Here is a 21,111-nt window from a genome sequence, read left to right as displayed (position 1 = left end):
ATTCGCGGGCAAGGGAATGGGGATTGGCAGGAGACCGGGCCGCGGCAATTGCGAGCAGGCTCGCTCCCACAGGTTCAGCGCTGATCCTCGGGCAGCGATCCGCCAGTCGCATTGCGGCAGGATGTGACTCCACCTTCGCGAGCAAGCCCGCTCCCACAGGCGACCAATTTGATTCAGACTAATGCGGTCAAGTGTGGGAGCGGGCTTGCTCGCGAAAGGGCCGGGACATCCAACGAATATTTGGGAATGATCAGCTGCGGGCAAACGCCACGGCTTGCTGGAACTGCTCATCGGTCGGCCGCACGCCGGTGTACAACACGAACTGTTCCAGTGCCTGGATCGCAATCACTTCCAGCCCGGTGATCACCCGCTTGCCTTCGGCACGACCGCGCACGATCAGCGGTGTTTCCGAGGGGATCGCCACCACATCGAAGACAGTTTCCGCCGCAGCGATAGCGTCAGGCTCAAACGCCAGTTGATCGGCCTCCGGCCCGCCGGTCATGCCGATGGGCGTGACGTTGATCAGCATCTGTGGGCGTTGAGCGCCCAACTCCGCCTGCCAGTGATAACCCAACGATTCAGCCAAGGCACGTCCGGCACGCTCGTTACGAGCCACGATCAGGCCGTTTTTGTAGCCGCCATCGCGCAAGGCACTGGCCACAGCCTTGGCCATGCCGCCACTGCCACGCAGGGCAAAGGTCGAATCCTTGGGCACCTGATGGGTTTCAAGCAACTGGGCGATGGCAATGTAATCGGTGTTGTAGGCCTTGAGGTGACCGTTGGTGTTGACGATAGTGTTGATCGATTGGATGGCCTCAGCCGATGCATCCAGCTCATCGACCAACGCAATACAAGCTTCCTTGAACGGCATCGACACCCCGCACCCCCGGATGCCCAAGGCGCGGATGCCGCCCACGGCGCCCGGCAAGTCCTGGCTGCTGAAGGCTTTGTAGTAAAAATTCAGGCCCAGTTGTTCGTACAGATGGTTATGAAACCGCAGGCCGAAATTGCCGGGGCGCCCCGAGAGCGACATGCACAGCTGAGTGTCTCTGTTGGGGTTCATCTGCATTGGAATCTCCTTCAATAGCACTTTCGGATGGACGGGATTAGCCACTTCACCGGTTCTGATTGATCATAAAAGCCAGTCTGCACTTGGCACACAGCCGTAAAGAAGCCGGTACAGACCTTACACAAAATTTACCCAACGGCTGTGCTGATTTTCAAAAAAATGCTGTCTTAGAAGTATCCCCGCGACAACTTGTGTCTATTGCAGACGCGAGCGCCGGGTCGAAGAACGAGGACTTATCATGATCCGTAAAATTCCCACAGTAGCCTTGCTGATCGGTGCTCTTGCTATCGCAGGGCAGGCAGAAGCAGGTGGTCATGGTCATGGCGGCTGGGAAGGTCCGGCTGTGTTTGGTGCGATCGTCGGCTCGGCAATCATTGGCTCAGCAATAATCAGCCGCGACCGTCCAGTGTATGTGGAGCAACCGGTCTACGTTCAGCCACAACCGGTGTACGTGCAGCCACCGCCTGTTTATTACCAACCGGCGCCGGTCTATGTTCAACAACCGATGTACTACCGCCCGGCACCGATCTATTACGGTCCGCCACGCGGGTATGGTCCACCACGCGGCTATTACGGCCCTCCCCATGGTTATTATCGTGGCGACCGCTGGTAACACGTTCATCAGGCCCCGCTTTAAAAGCGGGGCCTTTTTTGTGACCACTGGCCGGACGAAGTCTGAATAAATCTCGTCAAGGTCGCTGTCGGGACAGTACCGGCAGGTAAAGTTGGTCATATTTATGTCATGTCCGATCCGCAAGCTTGGATCTGTCCGTAAACAACAGGTTGATAAAAACAAGGACGACCTTCATGCCCACACAAAACCCGCATCGCATTGTCGGCTTGTGCACTTCCGGCAAGGTGTACAACGCACTGACCGAACTCAAACACCTGGAAGGCCATCGCAGCGCAAAATTTCTTTCGCTGCTGGCAGAAAACCTGGTGCGCAAAGGCCTGCTCAATGAGCAGGAAGTGGTGCATATGCTCGATCTAGTGGTGGATTGACCGCAGAACTCATTGGCATCAATGACGACTATCGAAAGCGTTGATTGTCCGTTCAAGCGTCCGATCCGTAAGGTAGCTCCATAGATTAATGGAGGTACTTATGGCCCAGATTCAGATCATGTCCGTTATCGGCAGCGCCGTTCCCGCACAACTCAGAGCGCGAGGATTGCTTGCCTGTTGGTATCTGGTGCAGGACGGCGAACCGATCAGCGGCCCGCTCACCTCGCTTCCCGCCGCCCAAGCCCTGTCGCAACGTATCGACTCAGGCCAGCTCAGCGCTTAAGGCAGCTGAACCTTGGGCTTGGAATCGATGAAAATCGCCCAGCTCGACACGAACAACGCCGCGATCAACGGCCCGATGACAAAACCGTTCAGGCCAAAAAGCGCCAGGCCACCCAGGGTCGAGATGAGGATCAGGTAGTCCGGCATTTTAGTGTCCTTGCCCACCAGGATCGGTCGCAGAACGTTGTCCACCAGGCCGATCACGAACACGCCGAACAAGATGAGCACCGTGGCCTGCCACATCGCTCCGCTGAACAGGAAATATGCCGCCACCGGTATCCAGACGATCCCCGCGCCCACCGCCGGCAACAGCGACAGAAACGCCATCAACACCGCCCAGAGCAGCACGCTCGGGATGTCCAGAAACCAGAAAATAAAACCACCCAATGCCCCTTGCGTGATCGCCACCACCACGTTGCCCTTCACCGTGGCCCGCACCACGCGATTGAACTTGAGTTGCAAACGGCGCTTCTGGGTATCTTCCAGGGGTATCGCCGCGCGTACTTTGCGCGCCAGTTCGGACCCGTCTCGCAGGAAGAAAAACAGCAAGTACAGCATGACGAAAAAACTCACCACGAATTGAAAAGTCCCCTGCCCAAAACTGAACGCCTTGGTCGCGACAAACTGGCTGCCTTGCATCGTGCTCTTGATGATTTTTTCCCGTAGCCCGCTCAGCTCGCCCATGCCGAAACGATCAAGCAAGTACTGAATGTACGGCGGCAGGCTTTGCTTGAACTGCGACACATACCCGGCAATGTCCAATTCACCGCTTTCGATTCTGTTGTAGAGCGCCGCGCCTTCTTGAACCAGCAAGGTACTGATGGTGATCACCGGCAAGATCGCGATCAGCACACAGAGAATCAAGGTGCACAGGGCCGTGAGATTGCGGGGCCAGCCGAACTTGCGTTGCAGCTGATGCTGCAACGGCGCAAACAGAATACCGAGAATGACTGCCCAGAACACCGCGCCGTAAAACGGCAGCAGAATCCAGATGAAGGCGATGCTCACCAGCGTCAGCAAGACCATCAGCGAGGTGTTTTGCAGCTTCGTTTCGTTCATGTCCAATCCATGTCAGTGCACAGGGGCGCCAACGCGCGTCTTGATGTTTAGTCCGCCACGGCTCGCGCGAGTGCCATCCGTTTTTCATCAAGCATAGATCCAGATCAATAAACCCCGCGGGCAAGCCGCTTACCCTTGCCGGCTTTTGCGATCGACACTGCCATGACCAGCACCATAACGCTCACGCCCCCGGAACTGCTCGCCCCCGCCGGCACCCTGAAAAACATGCGTTATGCCTTCGCCTATGGCGCCGACGCGGTGTACGCCGGCCAGCCGCGCTACAGCCTGCGGGTGCGCAACAACGAATTCGATCACGCCAACCTCGCGCTCGGCATCGCCGAGGCCCAGGCCCAGGGCAAGCGTTTCTATGTGGTGGTGAACATCGCCCCGCACAACGCCAAGCTCAAAACATTCTTGAAAGACCTGGAACCGGTGATCGCCATGGCGCCGGACGCGCTGATCATGTCCGACCCGGGCCTGATCATGCTGGTGCGCCGGCACTTCCCGCAGATGCCGATCCACTTGTCAGTGCAGGCCAACACGGTGAACTGGGCCAGCGTCGAGTTCTGGCAGCAACAGGGCTTGAGCCGGATCATCCTGTCCCGCGAACTGTCGCTGGAAGAGATCGCAGAAATCCGCCAGCAGGTCCCGGCGATGGAGCTGGAAGTGTTCGTCCACGGCGCGTTGTGCATGGCCTATTCCGGGCGCTGTCTGTTGTCGGGCTATATGAACAAGCGCGACGCCAATCAGGGCAGTTGCACCAACGCCTGTCGCTGGAAATACTCGGCGACACCGGCCAGCGAAAATCAGCTGGGCGAAATCGTTCAGCAGTTCCGTCCCGAACCGACCCTGGGCATCGGCGCGCCGACCGATCAAGTGTTCCTGCTACAAGAAGCCAATCGCCCTGACGAACTGATGCCGGCATTCGAGGATGAACACGGCACCTACATCATGAACGCCAAGGACCTGCGCGCCGTGCAGCATGTCGAGCGCCTGACGCAGATGGGCGTGCATTCATTGAAGATCGAAGGCCGGACCAAATCGCACTTCTATTGCGCGCGCACCACCCAGGTGTATCGCCGCGCAATCGATGATGCGGTGGCTGGCCGAGCGTTTGATCGCAGCTTGATGACCGACCTGGAATCCCTGGCCCAACGTGGCTATACCGAAGGTTTTCTGCGTCGACATGTGCATGACGAATATCAGAATTACCAGAACGGCAGCTCGGTTTCAGAGCGTCAGCAGTTCGTGGGCGAGCTAACTGGCGAACGCCGGGATCGGCTGGCCGAGGTGCGGGTAAAGAATCGCTTTGGTCTGGGCGATCACATGGAACTGATGACGCCCAAGGGTAATTTCCACTTCGACTTGCATCAGTTGCAGAACGTCAAAGGCGAGGCCATTGAAGTGGCGCCGGGGGATGGGCACACGGTGTATTTACCAATACCGGACGCGGTGGATTTGCGCTTTGGGTTGTTAATGCGCGATGTCAGCTTGAGTTAGCGACAAGCCCCTGTAAGAACGAGGCTTGCCCGCAAAAACGATGGAATGACTTACGAATACCGCAACGCCGTGGCCGGCTCCACTTTCGCCGCCCGCCAAGCCGGATACACCGTCGCCAAAAAGCTCATGATGAAACCGGCGGAACAGATCAACAACACATCCGCGCCCTGCAGTTCCGAAGGCAAGTTACTGACAAAGTACACGTCGGAACTGAAGATGTGTTGCCCGCTGACCCGCTCCATCCAGCCCACCAGTTCACTGACGTTCAGCGCTGCGATCACGCCCAGTACGCCGCCAATCAAGGTGCCGACAACCCCGATCACCGTGCCCTGCACCATGAAGATCGCCATGATCTGCCGAGGTGTCGCGCCGATGGTGCGCAGGATCGCGATGTCCGCGCCCTTGTCGTTCACCACCATGATCAGGGTCGCAATGATATTGAACGCCGCCACCGCGACGATCATCAGCAACAGCAGTCCGATCATGGTTTTTTCCATCTTCATCGCGCTGAACAGACTGCCCTGGGTGTGGGTCCAGTCGTCAGCCTTGTAGGCAGCGCCCAGGCCTGTCGCGATGTCGCTCGACACTTGCGGCGCGGCGTACAGATCCTTCACCGCAAGGCGCACGCTTTGCACCTGATTCGGCTGCCAGTGTTGCATCTGCGCGGCATCGGCGACGTGGATCAGCGCCATGGAGCCATCCAGCTCGGCGCCAACCTTGAACACGCCCACCACGTTCAGTCGTTGCATGCGCGGGGTAATCCCGCCCGGTGCGGTGCTGATTTCCGGCACGATCAGGGTGATCTTGTCGCCGACGTTCAAGCGAAAGCGTCTTGCGGTGATCTCACCGATCACCACGCCAAACTCGCCCGGCTTCAAGGCGTCGAGACGCCCCTGAACAATGTGCTTGGCAACGATCGACACCTTGCCTTCCAGCGCCGGGTCGACACCGCTGACCTGGATCGGCTGCATCGTGCCCTTGTAGGACAGCATGCCTTCCATCTCGGTGAACGGCACCGCCGCCGTCACTTCAGGATTTTTCATCGCCGCGGCGGCCACCGGCTGCCAATCGTCGATCGGGTTCACGCCGACGATGGTCGCGTGGGGCACCATGCCGAGGATGCGCGAGCTCATTTCGCGCTGGAAGCCGTTCATTACCGACAACACCACGATCATCGCCAACACGCCCAGGGCGAGGCCAATCATCGAGGTCATCGAGATGAAGGAAACAAAGCGATTGCGGCGCTTGGCGCGGGTATAGCGCGCGCCGATAAAGATCGATAACGGTCTGAACATTCGCTGGGCACCGTATAAAAATAAAAGACCCGACGTACTGTTCAGTACGCCGGGTTTCGGTCAATCAGATGGGTGTCAGGTAACCTTCCTGCAAATGCAGGACGCGATCCATCTGGCGGGCCAGGTTCATGTCGTGGGTCACCACCAGGAACGCGGTGCGCATCGAGGTGCTGAGTTCCAGCATCAAATCCTGAATGCCCTGGGCGGTGTGGGAGTCGAGGTTGCCGGTCGGCTCGTCGAGCATCACCAGGCCTGGCTTATTCACCAGGGCACGGGCAATGGCCACACGCTGGCGTTCTCCACCGGACAATTCCGCAGGTTTGTGCTCCAGACGATGGCCCAGCCCTACCCGCTCCAGCAACGCCGTCGCACGCTGACGTGCTTCAGGGATCGCGGTTTTACCGATCAGCAACGGCATGCAGACGTTTTCCAGCGCGGTGAACTCAGGCAGCAAGTGGTGGAACTGGTAAACGAAACCCAGCGACCGATTGCGCAGCAGGCCACGGGCCTTTTCGTTCAGCGCCGAGAGCTCTTCACCGGCCAGCCAGACGCTGCCCTTGGTCGGCGTATCGAGGCCGCCCAGCAGGTTGAGCAAGGTACTTTTGCCCGAACCCGAGGTACCGACGATCGCCACTCGCTCACCAGGGTGCAACTCCAGTTGCAGACCGGCCAGAACCTCTACCGATTCCGGGCCTTCCACGTAGGATTTGCCCAGGTTGCGGCAGCTCAAGATTGCTTTATCACTCATGCCCGACTCACTCATAACGTAGCGCCTCCGCAGGCTGGGTGCGCGCGGCACGCCAGGCTGGATACAGGGTGGCGAGGAAACTCAGAACCAACGCGGCGGCGCAGACCATCAACACGTCCTGGCTTTGCACTTGCGACGGCAGGTAATCAATGAAATACACGTCGGCGTTCAGGAATTTGTGGCCGATCAGCCCTTCAAGGGCCGAGATTGCGGCGCTGACGTTCAGCGCGGCGAAGATCCCGACCACCGCGCCGATCAGCGTACCGACCACGCCAATGACCGTACCCTGAACCATGAAGATCGCCATGATCTGCCCTGGCGTAGAGCCGAGGGTGCGCAGGATCGCGATGTCGCCCTTCTTGTCGTTCACCACCATCACCAGCGTGGAAATGATATTGAACGCCGCCACGGCGACGATCAGCAGCAACAGCAGGCCGATCATGGCTTTTTCCATGCGGATCGCTTGATACAGATTGCCGTGGGTGCGGGTCCAGTCGCGGGCGTAATACGTGTCTTCGCCGAGTTGCTGAGCGATGGTCCACGCCATGCGTGGTGCCTGGAACAGATCGTCGAACTTCAAGCGCAAGCCCTGGACCTGATCCGGCTTCCAGCGGTGCAGCTTCGCCAGATCCTGCAAATTGGTGATGCCCAGATAGCCGTCGATCTCACCGGCGCCGACATGAAAGATGCCGACCACGGTAAAGCGTTTCATGCGCGGGAACATCCCGGCCGGGGTCACGGTGACTTCCGGCGCGACAAACGTCAGTTTGTCGCCGACCGCCACGCCGAGCTTGGCCGCGGCCTTGTCGCCGATGACGATGCCGAAACTGCCCGGCGCCAGGTCATCGAGTTTGCCCTGCTGCATGAAGTTATCAATGATCGACACCTGCCGTTCCTGCACCGGGTCGATGGCATTGAGCAGCACCTTGGAGACCTTGCCGTTGTTGGTCAGCAGGCCCTGCATCTGGACGAAGGGCGCAACCGCCGCCACCTGCGGGTTCTGCTTGACCTTGGCGGCCAGGCTTTGCCAGTCGCTGATCGGCTCACCGGACTCGATGGTCGCGTGGGGCACCATGCCCAGCACGCGGGTGCGCATCTCATGATCGAAGCCGTTCATGACCGACAGCACAACGATCATCACGACCACGCCGAGGGCGAGTCCGATCATTGAGGTCAGGGAAATGAATGACACAAAATGATTGCGACGCTTTGCACGGGTATAACGCGTGCCAATAAATACGAAGAGAGGTCTGAACATGTCGGGGCTTGTTCGGAGGGAAAAGGAACGTCCTTGTGGCGGGGGTCGATAACCAGCTTTACACTCAGACCACCGCCGCTACCATGGGTTCGCCATGTCGACATTAGATGAAGAAGATCGCCGCGAATACTACCGTATCGAGGACGCGATCGCACTGGAAATTCGGCCCCTGTCTGCTCCCGAAGCCGCAGGCCAGGAAGTGTTGCAGGATGCTTCCCCTCTATTCAACCTGCTCAGCGAACTGCACCTGAGCGAATTCGAGTCGCAACACCTGTTGCGACAAATCAGCGAACGCGACCGGACCATCGCCGCGTTCCTGAAATCCCAGAACAAACGCATCGACCTGCTAAGCCAGGTGGTCGCCCTGACTGTGCTCGGACAGATCGGCGAACCGCAGCCGGTCATCCTCTCCGAAGGAGGTATCGACTTCCAGCATCCGACGCCCATCGCCACTGGCGCTCACCTGTCGGTGAAACTGGTGCTGATGCCGCAAGCCCTTGGCCTGTTGCTGCGAGCCCGCGTCACCCATTGCGACCGCAAGGGCGAAGGCTACGATGTCGGCACCGAGTTCGAATACCTGTCCGATGCCCAGCGACAATTGCTGGCCCGTTACATCTTGCAGCGACAGGCACAAGAACGACGCCTGGCCCGCGAACAAAACGAATCAGGCATTTAATTTAAGGAAGAACCGTGACCCTTATTTACGGCCATCGCGGCGCCAAGGGCGAAGCACCGGAAAACACCCTGACCAGCTTTCAGGAATGCCTCAAGCACGGCGTACGCCGTTGCGAACTGGACTTGCACCTGTCCAAGGATGGCGAGTTGATGGTGATCCATGACCCGACTCTCAAACGCACCACCGAGCGTCGCGGCAAAGTAGTCGAACATACCGCCGCGGAACTGGTGACCTACGATGCGCGCAAGGGCGGCCCGGGCTGGATCAAACCCTGCCCGATTCCAACGCTGGAAGAATTGTTCGAGAAATGTGATTTCGATCACTGGCAACTGGAAGTCAAAAGCGCTTCACGCACCCGCGCCGCGACCACCGTGCTGGCGATTCGCGAAATGGCGCAGCGTTTCGGTATGCGGGACAAGATCACGATTACGTCAAGTTCACGCGAAGTGTTGAAAGCCGCGCTGGACCTGGTGCCGGACGTGTCTCGCGGTTTGGTGGCCGAGTACGCCTGGCTCGACCCGTTGAAGGTCGCGCAAAACTATGGCTGTGAGATTCTGGCACTGAACTGGACCCTGTGTACGCCGGAGCGCCTGCAGAAGGCGCAGCGTCAAGGGCTGCATGTGTCGGTGTGGACAGTCAACGAGCCCGCGCTGATGCGCAGACTCGCCGACTTCGGCGTTGACAGCCTGATTACAGACTTTCCCGGTTTGGCCACTGCCACGCTCGAGAATTGCTGAAATCGGTCTCCCCGGCCGGCTCAGGCCACCGGCCGGAGCCGCTCAAAAAAGCCGGTTGAGGCCGTCGTACGCCGCTACCCGATAGGCTTCAGCCATGGTCGGGTAGTTGAACGTCGTGTTGACGAAGTACTTCAGGGTGTTCTGTTCGCCCGGCTGGCTCATGATCGCCTGACCGATGTGCACGATCTCCGACGCCTGATAACCGAAGCAGTGAACGCCCAGCACTTCCAGGGTATCGCGGTGGAACAGGATCTTCAGCATGCCTTGCGGCTCGCCAGCGATCTGCGCACGCGCCATGCCCTTGAAGAACGCCTTGCCCACTTCATACGGCACCTTGGCCTGAGTCAGCTCCTGCTCGTTCTTGCCGATCGAGCTGATCTCCGGAATGGTGTAGATGCCGGTTGGCACGTCGTTGACGAAGCGCCAGCTGCCATTGTCGACAATACTGCCAGCGGCCGAACGGCCCTGGTCGTGGGCGGCACTGGCCAGGCTCGGCCAACCGATCACGTCACCGGCACCATAAATATTCGGTACGCAGGTGCGGTAGTTTTCGTCGACTTCGATCTGGCCACGGCTGTTGACCTTCACGCCGATATTTTCCAGACCCAGTTGATCGGTGTTGCCGGTACGGCCGTTACACCAGAGCAAGGCATCGGCCTTGATCTTCTTGCCGGACTTGAGGTGCAGGATCACACCGTTGTCCACGCCTTCGACGCGGTCGTAGTCTTCGTTGTGGCGAACCGTGATGTTGTTGTTGCTGAAGTGATAGCTCAGGGCCTGGGAAATTTCCGAGTCGAGGAAGCTCAGCAACTGACCGCGGTTGTCCACCAGCTCGACCAGCACACCCAGACCACTGAAGATCGATGCGTATTCGCAACCAATCACGCCAGCGCCGTAAACGATGAGCTTGCGCGGGGTGTGACCGAGGCTGAGGATGGTGTCGCTATCGTAGATGCGCGGGTGATGGAAATCGATGTCCGCCGGGCGATAAGGGCGCGAACCGGTGGCGATGATGATGTGCTTGGCCACCAGTTTTTCAACCACGCCGTTGGCGCAGACCACTTCGATGGTTTGCTCGTCAGCGAAGCTGCCGGTGCCGAAGAACACGTCGACACGGTTACGGGCGTAGTAGCCGGTGCGCGAGGCGACTTGTTTGGAGATGACTTTTTCGGCGCTTTTCAAAACGTCCGGGAACGAGAACCAGCGCGGCTCACCAATCGCCCGGAACATCGGGTTGGTGTTGAACTGCATGATCTGCCGGACCGAGTGACGCAAAGCCTTGGACGGGATGGTGCCCAGGTGGGTGCAGTTGCCGCCGACCTGGCGACGACTATCGACCATCGCCACCTTGCGCCCTGCCTTGGCGGCATTCATTGCCGCGCCTTCTCCCGCCGGGCCGGAACCCAACACCACCACGTCGTAGTTGTAGACAGCCATGCATACTCCTCAGAACAGGCCGCGGCGCCCTCGGCACCTGCGGCTAAATCACGCCGATCTGCGGCGTGAAGGAACAATTTGGGGCCAGTGCAGAACCCGGACACAGTCTATAGAAGCGTCAACGCCGGGCACATTAACCCTTGGTCGCGTCGTAGGCTAGTTTTGCCTGCACTACAACGCCATCAAAAACACTTTTGATGCCGCAATCACTTGGTTTTCTCACCCACCAGGCGCTCAAAAGCCTGATTGGTGCGGGTGACAAAACCTGTATCGGCACGAATCACAAAGAATGCACCAATGTCATGGGTTTCGGCATAGTCCCACCCCCGTTCAGGACCGAGAATCAGCAACAGCGTCGATAGACCATCGGCCATTAACGCTGAAGGATGAATAACTGTGACTGACGCCAGGGTGTGCAGGACGGGTGCACCGGTACGGGCATCGAAGGTGTGGGAATAGCGCTGGCCACCCTGCTCGAAATAATTACGGTAGTCACCGGAGGTGGACACACCATAGCCGTCGATGGCGATGATTTTTTGCACGACTTGCTGATCGTCTCGGGGTTCTTCCAGGGCGATGCGCCAAGGCGAGCCATCGAGTTTTTTGCCGGCGGCCTTTAGCTCGCCAGTGACTTCAGTCAGGTAACTGTGGATACCCATTGCTTCGAGTTTCGCGGCAATCGTATCGACCGCGTAACCGGCCGCGATGCTGTTGAAGTCGAGCTCGATTGCCACGTCCTTGCACAACTGATCACCGTCGATGCGCAAATGGTTGTGGCCGACGCGTTGCTGCACCTCGGCGAGCGCCTCGGCACTCGGCACTTTTTCCTCTCGCGCTTGCGGCCCGAATCCCCAGAGGTTGAGCAGCGGCTCCACCGTCAGGTCGAAGGAGCCTTCACTTAGCGAAGACAGTCGCTCGCCGACGCGGACCAGTTCGAGGATTGGCGCGGGCATTGTCTGACAGTGGTTAGCGGGCAAATTATTGAAGCGTTCAATGTCGGAGTCGCTGCGATAGGTCGACAGTTGCTGATCGACTTCAGCGAGGATTTTTTCAACCTGGATGCGGACTTCTGCCGGAGCGGGAAGATGGGCACGGCGCACGTACTTGATCGAATAGCTGCTGCCCATGGTCGGGCCGCTGAAACTCTCCATCGAATCGCTATTGCCGCAGCCGGTCAAGGCGCCTATCAGGACAACAACACTGCACCATCGCCATGTCAACAAACCCAGCCCCTCCTTGAAACCACGCCAAGACTGGCCATTATGCACCCCTTGTAGAAGCGAGGCTTGCCCGCGAAAGCAATGTGCCAGGCAAATCGCCTTCGCGGGCAAGCCTTGCTCCTACCGGATCACCCACAAACAAAAACGCCCCGACCAAAGTCGGGGCGTTTTCATGTGCGGCTAAGGCTTAGCGCGGGAATGCTGGCGGGTTTACACCGGCCATGTCTTCCATCACGCGAACCACCTGGCAGCTGTAACCGAACTCGTTGTCGTACCAGACGTACAGAACAACGCGGTTGTCCTGAACGATGGTCGCTTCAGCGTCCACAACACCTGCGTGGCGCGAGCCAACGAAGTCGGTGGAAACCACTTCCTGCGAATTGACGTAGTCGATTTGCTTGTGCAGATCGGAGTGCAGCGCCATGTAGCGCAGGTACTCGTTCATCTCTTCACGGGTGGCGGCTTTCTCAAGGTTCAGGTTGAGAATGGCCATCGACACGTTCGGCGTCGGAACACGGATCGCGTTACCGGTCAGCTTGCCGGCCAGTTCAGGCAGCGCCTTGGCAGCAGCGGTGGCAGCACCAGTCTCGGTGATAACCATGTTCAGCGCGGCGCTACGACCACGGCGATCACCCTTGTGGAAGTTGTCGATCAGGTTCTGGTCGTTGGTGTACGAGTGAACAGTTTCGACGTGACCGTTGATGATGCCGAACTTGTCATTCACAGCTTTCAGCACCGGCACGATGGCGTTGGTGGTGCAGGAAGCGGCGGACACGATCTTGTCGTCAGCGGTGATTTCACCGTGGTTGATGCCGTGAACGATGTTCTTCAGCTTGCCTTTGCCAGGCGCGGTCAGAACAACGCGGTCGATACCCGGGCAGGACAGGTGCTGGCCCAGGCCGTCGGCGTCACGCCATACACCGGTGTTGTCCACCAGCAGCGCGTTTTTGATGCCGTACTGGGTGTAGTCCACTTCAGTCGGGTTCTTCGCGTAGATAACCTGGATCAGGTTGCCGTTGGCGGTGATGGTGTTATTGGCTTCATCAATGGTGATGGTGCCATTGAACGAACCATGCACCGAGTCGCGACGCAGCAGGCTGGCACGCTTGACCAGATCGTTCTCGGCGCCCTTGCGGACAACGATGGCGCGCAGACGCAGGCCGTCGCCACCACCGGTTTTCTCGATCAGGATGCGCGCCAGCAGACGACCGATACGACCGAAGCCATACAGGACAACGTCGGTGCCGGTACGGCCGGAACCATTCTGCTTGCCGACCACATCGGCCAGCTCGTCACGGACGAACGCTTCGGCGGTACGGCCATTACCTTCGGCTTTGAATTTGACAGCCAGCTTGCCCAGATCTACCGAAGCAGCGCCGAGCTTGAGCTCGCTCATTGCCTTGAGCAGAGGGAATGTTTCGTGGACGGACAATTCGCTGTCATCGGACTGGCGATGGCGAGCAAAGCGGTGAGCTTTGAGAATCGCGATGACAGACTGGTTGATCAGACTGCGGCCATAGATCGAGCTCACCACGTTGTTATTGCGGTAGAGCTGACCGATAAGCGGAATCATCGCTTCTGCGAGTGCTTCACGGTCGATCCATTCACCAAGACACTGGTCGGGCTTCTGAGTCACGGTAACCTTCCACATGTAGGGGCAGAAAAAAGGGGCTACATTATGCCGCCGAGTGCCTCCCGTAGCAATGCGCGCCTGTCGCACAAGCGGTAACAAAATCCTGTTCAAAAAAATTACGCCCCGCGCCAGCCCAGTAAATCCGGGGCTTTCAGCACAGTCAATTTTCCGACGACAACGTTGGCGTGTCCGTAACCCTCCGTAACACTGAGCGGTTTTGGCACTACATTTTCAGTGTCAAACCGCCAGTTTTTGTCATTACCACTACATTTCACCCAGCTTGTGCATATAGACACAGTCTGCAACTGACAGCCGGCACCTGAGGCCGTTACAATTGTCGACTTTGTCGCAACGCTTGGAGCTCAACCTTCCGTGCCCGTTCTGCGTCTACCGCTTCTCCCTGCCGCGGCAGGTAAACAGCACTGGGGCAACCTGCCCGGTGCCGCCCTGAGCCTGGCCATTGCCGAGGCCGCCAGCGCTGCCAAGCGCTTTACCCTGCTACTGACCGCCGACAGCCAGAGTGCCGAACGGCTGGAACAGGAGCTGAGTTTCTTCGCCCCGGATTTGCCTGTTCTGCATTTCCCCGACTGGGAAACCCTGCCCTACGATCTGTTCTCGCCACATCAGGACATCATCTCTCAGCGCATCTCCAGCCTTTATCGGTTGCCGGAGCTGGAGCATGGCGTGCTGGTCGTGCCGATCACCACGGCCCTGCACCGCCTGGCGCCGACCAAATTTTTGCTGGGCAGCAGCCTGGTGCTGGACGTCGGCCAGAAACTCGACGTCGAGCAAATGCGCACCCGGCTTGAAGCCAGCGGCTATCGTTACGTCGATACAGTTTATGAGCACGGCGAATTCACCGTGCGCGGCTCGCTGATCGATCTGTTCCCGATGGGCAGCAAACTGCCCTTCCGCATCGATCTGTTCGACGACGAAATCGAAACCCTGCGTACCTTCGATCCGGAAAACCAGCGCTCAATCGACAAGGTGGACACTGTTCGCCTGCTGCCGGCGCGGGAGTTCCCGCTGCAAAAGGACGCGGTCACCCGTTTCAAGGCGCGCTTTCGCGAGCGCTTCGATGTCGACTTCCGTCGCTGCCCGATCTTTCAGGATTTGAGCAGCGGGATTACACCGGCAGGTATCGAGTACTACTTGCCGTTGTTCTTCGACGAAACCTCCACCCTGTTCGATTACCTGCCTCAGGACACGCAAGTGTTCTCTTTGCCGGGCATCGAACAGGCGGCGGAGAATTTCTGGAACGACGTGCGTAATCGTTACGAAGAGCGCCGCGTCGACCCATCCCGTCCTTTGTTGCCACCGGCCGAGCTGTTCTTGCCCGTGGAAGATTGCTTTGCCCGCCTGAAGAGCTGGCCTCGTGTGGTTGCCAGTCAACAGGACGTGGAAACCGGTGTCGGTCGCGAACGCTTCCCGGCTCAGCCACTGCCGAACCTGGCCATCGAAGCCAAGGCCACTCAGCCGTTGGCGGCGCTGGCCGGTTTCCTCGACGAATTCCCCGGCCGCGTGCTGTTTACCGCCGAGTCCGCGGGCCGTCGTGAAGTGCTGCTGGAATTGCTGGAACGCCTGAAGCTGCGGCCGAAAACCGTCGACAGCTGGCCAGACTTTGTCGCCAGCAAGGAGCGCTTGGCGATCACCATCGCACCGCTCGACGAAGGTCTGTTGCTGGACGATCCAGCCCTGGCCCTGGTTGCTGAAAGCCCGTTGTTCGGTCAGCGCGTGATGCAGCGTCGCCGTCGCGAGAAACGCGCTGACGCCAACAACGATGCAGTGATCAAAAACCTCACCGAACTACGCGAAGGCGCGCCGGTGGTGCACATCGATCATGGTGTCGGCCGCTATCTGGGGCTGACGATCCTGGAAATCGACAATCAAGCCGCCGAATTCCTGACCCTTGAATATGCCGAGAACGCCAAGCTGTACGTCCCGGTAGCCAACCTGCACTTGATCGCCCGCTACACCGGCAGCGACGATGCCCTGGCGCCGCTGCACCGCCTCGGCTCCGAGACCTGGCAGAAAGCCAAGCGCAAAGCCGCCGAACAGGTGCGCGATGTGGCCGCCGAGTTGCTCGACATCTATGCCCGCCGCGCCGCTCGCGAAGGTTATGCCTTCGCCGACCCGAAAGCCGATTACGCGACCTTCAGCGCCGGTTTCCCGTTCGAAGAAACCCCGGACCAGCAAACCACCATCGAAGCGGTGCGCGCCGACATGCTCGCCCCAAAACCGATGGATCGCCTGGTCTGCGGCGACGTCGGTTTCGGCAAGACCGAAGTGGCGATGCGCGCGGCGTTCATCGCGGTACATGGCGGTCGTCAGGTGGCGATTCTGGTGCCGACCACCCTGCTCGCCCAGCAACACTACAACAGCTTCCGCGACCGCTTCGCCGACTGGCCGGTGAGCGTGGAAGTGATGAGCCGCTTCAAGTCGGCCAAGGAAGTCAACGCCGCGGTCGCGGACCTGGCCGAAGGCAAGATCGACATCGTCATCGGCACACACAAGCTGCTGCAAGACGACGTGAAGATCAAAAACCTCGGGCTGGTGATCATCGACGAAGAGCACCGTTTCGGTGTCCGTCAGAAAGAACAGCTCAAGGCGCTGCGCAGTGAAGTCGACATCCTGACGCTAACCGCCACGCCAATTCCGCGCACGTTGAACATGGCGGTATCGGGCATGCGCGACCTGTCAATCATCGCCACGCCGCCGGCTCGTCGCCTGTCGGTGCGTACCTTCGTCATGGAGCAGAACAAGAGCACGGTCAAGGAAGCCCTGCTCCGCGAGTTGCTGCGCGGCGGCCAGGTCTACTACCTGCACAACGACGTGAAGACCATCGAGAAATGCGCCGCCGACCTCGCCGAACTGGTGCCGGAAGCACGGATCGGTATCGGCCACGGGCAGATGCGTGAACGCGATCTCGAACAAGTGATGAGCGACTTCTACCACAAGCGCTTCAACGTGCTGATCGCCTCGACCATCATCGAGACCGGCATCGACGTGCCGAGCGCCAACACCATCATCATCGAGCGTGCCGACAAGTTCGGCCTGGCGCAGTTGCACCAATTGCGCGGCCGGGTCGGTCGCAGCCACCACCAGGCGTATGCTTACCTGCTGACACCGCCGCGCCAGCAGATCACTCCCGACGCAGAAAAGCGCCTGGAAGCGATTGCCAACACCCAAGACCTCGGCGCGGGCTTCGTGCTCGCGACCAATGACCTGGAGATCCGTGGTGCTGGCGAACTGTTGGGCGATGGGCAGAGCGGGCAGATCCAGGCCGTCGGTTTCACGCTGTACATGGAAATGCTCGAGCGCGCGGTGAAGTCGATCCGCAAGGGCGAACAGCCGAACCTCGACCAACCGCTGGGCGGCGGTCCGGAAGTCAATCTGCGTGTACCGGCGCTGATCCCCGAGGACTATCTGCCGGATGTTCACGCGCGACTGATTCTCTACAAACGCATTGCCTCGGCCACCGATGAGGAAGGCCTCAAGGACCTGCAAGTGGAGATGATCGACCGTTTCGGCCTGCTGCCGGAGCCGACCAAAAACCTGGTGCGAATCACGGCGTTGAAATTGCAGGCCGAACAGCTGGGCATCAAGAAAGTCGACGGTGGCCCCCAAGGCGGTCGTATCGAGTTCGCGACCCAGACTCCGGTCGACCCGCTGACGCTGATCAAACTGATCCAGAGCCAGCCCAAACGCTACAAATTCGAAGGCGCCACGATGTTCAAATTCCAGGTACCGATGGAGCGCCCGGAAGAACGTTTTAATACTGTAGAGGCGCTATTCGAGCGCCTCATTCCGACCACTGCTTGAAGGACGCCGCATGCGCCTGTTTCGCTCACTGACCTTGTTGATATCGTTGTTTTCGCCGTTCGCCTCGACGGCGTTTGCCGATGATCTGTATCAGGTTGAAATGATTCTGGTGCGGCAAAACGCCGTGCCCGCCATCGTCAGCCGCGCCGCGCCGGAAGACTGGGATGCCGGCGCCCAACGCATCAGCCCCGACAGCTTTCGCACACCGAGCCTTAATCCCGAAGTGGAAAAACTCACTGCCAGCAACGAATACACGGTGCTGTTGCACAAGGCCTGGCAACAGAACCTGGGTGAAGAAGCCAGCAAAGTGGCGATCAGCGAGGGCAAGGAACAGTTTGGCCAGTTCCCGATCGAAGGCACTCTGAGCCTGAAACTGGGGCGCTTCACCGACGTCGACGCCGACTTCTGGGTCAATCAGATTGACGCCAACGGCCTGGTCACCGCCAGCGAACACCTGAAGCAGGAAAGCCACACCAAGAACGGCCAGTTGAACTTCCTCGACAACGGCCACCTGGGCCTGCTGATCAAGATCACCTCGCTCACAGCGCCCGCGCCACGGGAAGCTCCAGAAGTCGTTCCGGACTAATTGACGTGCCCCCGACCCTGAGCAAACCCCTGGCAACATCCTGGGTCAGCCGATTCAAGGAACAAAGCCTGGAGCGTGGCCGCCGCTACGCGCTGGAAAACCGCGTCAGGATCGTCGAAGTCGGCGACGCCACCATCACCGCCAGTTGCGAAGGCTCTGGCGGCAACGTTTACCGTCAGACCATTCGCCTGCGGGAGTCGGCCAAAGGCACCTTGCTGATGATCGACGCCACGTGCACCTGCCCGGTTCATAGCAACTGCAAACATTGCGCGGCGGTGTTGCTGCAAGTGCAGGAAACCCTCGCCTACCCAGCGGCTGCCAAAGACGCCGAACTGCTGGAAAAACTTCAGGCCGTACTGGAAAACCGTAGCCCGAAAGCGCCGCCGCAAGTGTTGGTGGACAACGTGCAACCGGTGCCGCGCCTGTGGCTGGCAAGTATCGAGTTCAGTGCCTTTGAACCACGCAACGGCAAGATGCAGCGTTACATCCAGCATCGCGCGGCGCTGTCCTTCAGCTATCTGGATGAATACGTCAGCGGACAGAAAAACACTGACATCCTGATCCGCCAGGAGACGCAGACGCTGCGGATAAAACGTCACCCGGAAGTCGAACAGGCCTACAGGGAACAGCTGCGAATCCTCGGTTTCAAGATCGCCACCCGACAAAGCAAGGCCTTGCCCGAAAGTGCCGGCGAACTCTACGAGATGGTCAACGACAGCGCCTGGCTGACTTTCACCCTCAACGAGCTGCCGAAGCTGCGCACCCAAGGGTGGGAGTTGCAGATCGACGAGGACTTCGGCTTCGACCTGACCGCAGTTGAAGACTGGTACGCCACCGTCGAGCAGGCACCGGAGCGCGACTGGTTCGACCTGGAATTGGGGATCATCGTCAACGGCGAACGGCTGAGCCTGTTGCCGATCCTGTTAAACCTGATGCGCTCCCATACCGAGCTTCTCAACCCGGAACGCCTCGCCCGACGCCGCGACGACGAATTGATTCTGGTGAACATCCCGCAGCGCCGCAGCACCGACCAAGGCCCGCTGCAGGTCGCCCTGCCCTTCGGCCGCTTGAAACCGGTGCTGGCCACTCTCGGCGAGTTTTACCTGCAAGAGCCCGGTGAAACCACGCTGCGCCTGAGCAAGGCCGACGCCACGCGCCTGAATCCGCTGGAAGGCCTGCCGCTGCTCTGGGAAGGTGGCGAGCAGATCCGCACCTTTGCCCAGCGCCTGCGTGACATCAAAGACCACACCGCGGTGGCACCCGAAGGGTTGAATGCCACCTTGCGCCCGTATCAGCTGGAAGGCCTGAGCTGGATGCAGTCGTTGCGGCAACTGGAAGTCGGCGGGATTCTCGCGGACGACATGGGCCTGGGCAAAACCCTACAGACCCTGGCGCACATTCTCAGCGAGAAGAATGCCGGGCGCCTCGATCGGCCGTGCATGGTAGTCATGCCCACCAGCCTGATCCCCAACTGGCTCGACGAAGCCGCGCATTTCACGCCTCAGCTCAAAGTGCTGGCGCTGTACGGCGCCAGTCGCAAGAAGCACTTCGGCGATCTGGCCGACTACGACCTGATTCTGACCACTTATGCGCTGCTGCCCAAGGACGTCGAACGCCTCGCCGCGCAGCCGTTGCACGTATTGGTGCTGGATGAAGCACAGTACATCAAGAACCCCAACAGCAAGGCCGCCCACGCCGCCCGCGAGCTGAATGCTCGCCAGCGCCTGTGCCTGAGTGGCACGCCACTGGAAAATCACCTCGGTGAGCTGTGGTCGCTGTTCCACTTCCTGCTGCCCGGCTGGCTCGGTGACGTGAAAAGCTTCAACCGCGATTACCGCGTACCGATAGAAAAGCGTGCCAGCGACGTAAGACTCCAGCACCTCAACGGTCGGATAAAACCGTTCCTGCTGCGCAGAACCAAGGAACAGGTGGCCACCGAACTGCCGCCGAAAACCGAGATCATCCATTGGGTCGAACTCAACGAAGCCCAGCGCGACGTATACGAAACCATGCGCCTGGCCATGGACAAGAAAGTCCGCGACGAGATCACTCGCAAAGGCGTGGCGCGCAGCCAGATCATCATTCTTGAGGCCCTGCTGAAGCTGCGTCAGGTGTGCTGCGATTTACGCCTGGTCAACGATGCCGCCCTGCCCGCGCGCGGCAGTACCTCCGGCAAGCTTGATAGCCTGATGGAAATGCTTGAAGAGTTGTTCGAAGAAGGTCGGCGGATTCTGCTGTTTTCGCAGTTCACTTCAATGCTGTCGTTGATCGAGGATGAGCTGAAAAAACGTGACGTGGCGTATGCGATCCTGACCGGCCAGACCCGCGACCGACGCACGCCAGTGAAGGAATTCCAGAGCGGCAAACGTCAGATCTTTCTGATCAGCTTGAAGGCCGGCGGTGTGGGGCTGAACCTGACCGAAGCCGATACGGTGATTCACTACGATCCCTGGTGGAACCCGGCGACGGAAAATCAGGCGACTGATCGTGCGTATCGCATTGGTCAGGAGAAGCCGGTATTCGTCTACAAGATGATTGCCAGGGGCACGGTGGAAGAGAAAATTCAGCATCTGCAGAAGGAAAAATCCGATCTTGCCGCAGGCGTGCTGGATGGGCGCAAAACCGGAGACTGGAAGTTGCAGAGCGATGATATCGAGGCGTTGTTTGCGCCGTTGCCGGAGAAAATTGATAAGTAGCGTCGATCTGTAGATCGCTTTCGCGGGCAAGCCTCGCTCCTACAGACTTGAGTCGTTCGCATTGTCGGCGAACGACCCAAATCCGTAGGAG

17 protein-coding genes are annotated in these 21,111 nt (G+C 59.2%); 9 read left to right on the top strand and 8 right to left on the bottom strand.

The genetic code is table 11. From position 1 onward, the window contains the following. Window positions 1-250 precede the first annotated feature (250 nt). Window positions 251-1,069 carry a shikimate 5-dehydrogenase gene (locus PMI36_RS11435; RefSeq protein WP_008073082.1) on the bottom strand — a complete coding sequence of 273 codons (819 nt, stop codon included), beginning with the start codon at window positions 1,067-1,069 and terminating at the stop codon, window positions 251-253. Window positions 1,070-1,307: 238 nt separating this feature from the next. Between PMI36_RS11435 and PMI36_RS11440 the strand changes: the two genes are divergently transcribed. The 3 genes from PMI36_RS11440 (at window position 1,308) to PMI36_RS11450 (ending at window position 2,354) form a co-directional block, all read left to right on the top strand. Beyond that, window positions 1,308-1,682: a hypothetical protein gene (locus PMI36_RS11440; protein ID WP_008073081.1), complete on the top strand. Its 375-nt coding sequence runs from the start codon at window positions 1,308-1,310 to the stop codon at window positions 1,680-1,682. Window positions 1,683-1,876: 194 nt separating this feature from the next. Continuing rightward, window positions 1,877-2,071, top strand: coding sequence for a hypothetical protein (locus PMI36_RS11445; protein WP_007901759.1), 195 nt, complete (start codon window positions 1,877-1,879; stop codon window positions 2,069-2,071). Between the two features lie 100 nt (window positions 2,072-2,171). Then, window positions 2,172-2,354: a hypothetical protein gene (locus PMI36_RS11450; RefSeq protein WP_008073080.1), complete on the top strand. Its 183-nt coding sequence runs from the start codon at window positions 2,172-2,174 to the stop codon at window positions 2,352-2,354. On the opposite strand, the gene PMI36_RS11455 is transcribed toward PMI36_RS11450, so the two are convergent. Next, window positions 2,351-3,412, bottom strand: coding sequence for an AI-2E family transporter (locus PMI36_RS11455; RefSeq protein ID WP_008073079.1), 1,062 nt, complete (start codon window positions 3,410-3,412; stop codon window positions 2,351-2,353). The genes PMI36_RS11450 and PMI36_RS11455 overlap by 4 nt on opposite strands. A gap of 162 nt (window positions 3,413-3,574) precedes the next feature. Here PMI36_RS11455 and trhP point away from each other — a divergent pair, with 162 nt between their 5' ends. Then, window positions 3,575-4,912 carry a prephenate-dependent tRNA uridine(34) hydroxylase TrhP gene (trhP, locus tag PMI36_RS11460; RefSeq protein ID WP_008073078.1) on the top strand — a complete coding sequence of 446 codons (1,338 nt, stop codon included), beginning with the start codon at window positions 3,575-3,577 and terminating at the stop codon, window positions 4,910-4,912. A 50-nt stretch (window positions 4,913-4,962) separates the two neighbouring features. On the opposite strand, the gene PMI36_RS11465 is transcribed toward trhP, so the two are convergent. The 3 genes from PMI36_RS11465 to PMI36_RS11475 form a co-directional block, all read right to left on the bottom strand. Further along, a complete protein-coding gene (locus tag PMI36_RS11465) occupies window positions 4,963-6,207 on the bottom strand; it encodes a lipoprotein-releasing ABC transporter permease subunit (protein WP_007907744.1) in 1,245 nt (414 codons plus the stop codon). 64 nt (window positions 6,208-6,271) lie between these two features. Next, window positions 6,272-6,955, bottom strand: coding sequence for a lipoprotein-releasing ABC transporter ATP-binding protein LolD (lolD, locus tag PMI36_RS11470; protein WP_020700644.1), 684 nt, complete (start codon window positions 6,953-6,955; stop codon window positions 6,272-6,274). Window positions 6,956-6,962: 7 nt separating this feature from the next. Next, on the bottom strand, window positions 6,963-8,213 hold the full coding sequence (locus PMI36_RS11475; RefSeq protein WP_008073077.1) for a lipoprotein-releasing ABC transporter permease subunit: 1,251 nt from the start codon (window positions 8,211-8,213) through the stop codon (window positions 6,963-6,965). A gap of 94 nt (window positions 8,214-8,307) precedes the next feature. Between PMI36_RS11475 and PMI36_RS11480 the strand changes: the two genes are divergently transcribed. After that, the gene (locus PMI36_RS11480) at window positions 8,308-8,889 is read left to right on the top strand and encodes a PilZ domain-containing protein (protein WP_008073076.1); all 582 of its coding nucleotides are present in this window, start codon (window positions 8,308-8,310) and stop codon (window positions 8,887-8,889) included. Window positions 8,890-8,903: 14 nt separating this feature from the next. Then, a complete protein-coding gene (locus PMI36_RS11485; RefSeq protein WP_008073075.1) occupies window positions 8,904-9,626 on the top strand; it encodes a glycerophosphodiester phosphodiesterase in 723 nt (240 codons plus the stop codon). 42 nt (window positions 9,627-9,668) lie between these two features. Here PMI36_RS11485 and sthA read toward each other — a convergent pair whose 3' ends face one another. The 3 genes from sthA to PMI36_RS11500 form a co-directional block, all read right to left on the bottom strand. Next, window positions 9,669-11,063, bottom strand: coding sequence for a Si-specific NAD(P)(+) transhydrogenase (sthA, locus tag PMI36_RS11490; RefSeq protein ID WP_008073074.1), 1,395 nt, complete (start codon window positions 11,061-11,063; stop codon window positions 9,669-9,671). A 206-nt stretch (window positions 11,064-11,269) separates the two neighbouring features. Further along, a complete protein-coding gene (locus tag PMI36_RS11495) occupies window positions 11,270-12,214 on the bottom strand; it encodes an FAD:protein FMN transferase (RefSeq protein ID WP_238543581.1) in 945 nt (314 codons plus the stop codon). A 256-nt stretch (window positions 12,215-12,470) separates the two neighbouring features. Then, window positions 12,471-13,934: a glyceraldehyde-3-phosphate dehydrogenase gene (locus PMI36_RS11500; protein WP_008073072.1), complete on the bottom strand. Its 1,464-nt coding sequence runs from the start codon at window positions 13,932-13,934 to the stop codon at window positions 12,471-12,473. A gap of 354 nt (window positions 13,935-14,288) precedes the next feature. On the opposite strand from PMI36_RS11500, the gene mfd reads away from it, so the two are divergent. Genes mfd through PMI36_RS11515 form a run of 3 tightly spaced genes read left to right on the top strand, consistent with a single transcriptional unit; the run spans window position 14,289 to window position 21,020 of the window. Then, complete coding sequence (mfd, locus tag PMI36_RS11505) at window positions 14,289-17,738, top strand: transcription-repair coupling factor (RefSeq protein WP_008073071.1); 3,450 nt, start codon at window positions 14,289-14,291, stop codon at window positions 17,736-17,738. A 10-nt stretch (window positions 17,739-17,748) separates the two neighbouring features. After that, entirely contained in the window at window positions 17,749-18,324 is a 576-nt protein-coding gene (locus tag PMI36_RS11510; protein WP_008073070.1) for a CsiV family protein, read from the top strand. A 5-nt stretch (window positions 18,325-18,329) separates the two neighbouring features. After that, a complete protein-coding gene (locus PMI36_RS11515) occupies window positions 18,330-21,020 on the top strand; it encodes a DEAD/DEAH box helicase (protein ID WP_008073069.1) in 2,691 nt (896 codons plus the stop codon). Window positions 21,021-21,111: the final 91 nt, after the last annotated feature.

The organism is Pseudomonas sp. GM79, from assembly GCF_000282495.1.
GTDB lineage: Bacteria > Pseudomonadota > Gammaproteobacteria > Pseudomonadales > Pseudomonadaceae > Aquipseudomonas.
Note: the sequence above shows the minus strand (reverse complement) of the source record. Positions and strands in the feature narration are given on the sequence as shown.

What these genes read in the sequence shown, in the direction of transcription:
- PMI36_RS11435 (WP_008073082.1), bottom strand. Translation starts at nt 1,069, where the DNA reads ATGCAGATGAACCCCAACAGAGACACTCAGCTGTGCATGTCGCTCTCG.
- PMI36_RS11440 (WP_008073081.1), top strand. Translation starts at nt 1,308, where the DNA reads ATGATCCGTAAAATTCCCACAGTAGCCTTGCTGATCGGTGCTCTTGCT.
- PMI36_RS11445 (WP_007901759.1), top strand. Translation starts at nt 1,877, where the DNA reads ATGCCCACACAAAACCCGCATCGCATTGTCGGCTTGTGCACTTCCGGC.
- PMI36_RS11450 (WP_008073080.1), top strand. Translation starts at nt 2,172, where the DNA reads ATGGCCCAGATTCAGATCATGTCCGTTATCGGCAGCGCCGTTCCCGCA.
- PMI36_RS11455 (WP_008073079.1), bottom strand. Translation starts at nt 3,412, where the DNA reads ATGAACGAAACGAAGCTGCAAAACACCTCGCTGATGGTCTTGCTGACG.
- trhP (WP_008073078.1), top strand. Translation starts at nt 3,575, where the DNA reads ATGACCAGCACCATAACGCTCACGCCCCCGGAACTGCTCGCCCCCGCC.
- PMI36_RS11465 (WP_007907744.1), bottom strand. Translation starts at nt 6,207, where the DNA reads ATGTTCAGACCGTTATCGATCTTTATCGGCGCGCGCTATACCCGCGCC.
- lolD (WP_020700644.1), bottom strand. Translation starts at nt 6,955, where the DNA reads ATGAGTGATAAAGCAATCTTGAGCTGCCGCAACCTGGGCAAATCCTAC.
- PMI36_RS11475 (WP_008073077.1), bottom strand. Translation starts at nt 8,213, where the DNA reads ATGTTCAGACCTCTCTTCGTATTTATTGGCACGCGTTATACCCGTGCA.
- PMI36_RS11480 (WP_008073076.1), top strand. Translation starts at nt 8,308, where the DNA reads ATGTCGACATTAGATGAAGAAGATCGCCGCGAATACTACCGTATCGAG.
- sthA (WP_008073074.1), bottom strand. Translation starts at nt 11,063, where the DNA reads ATGGCTGTCTACAACTACGACGTGGTGGTGTTGGGTTCCGGCCCGGCG.
- PMI36_RS11495 (WP_238543581.1), bottom strand. Translation starts at nt 12,214, where the DNA reads ATGGAGAGTTTCAGCGGCCCGACCATGGGCAGCAGCTATTCGATCAAG.
- PMI36_RS11500 (WP_008073072.1), bottom strand. Translation starts at nt 13,934, where the DNA reads ATGTGGAAGGTTACCGTGACTCAGAAGCCCGACCAGTGTCTTGGTGAA.
- PMI36_RS11510 (WP_008073070.1), top strand. Translation starts at nt 17,749, where the DNA reads ATGCGCCTGTTTCGCTCACTGACCTTGTTGATATCGTTGTTTTCGCCG.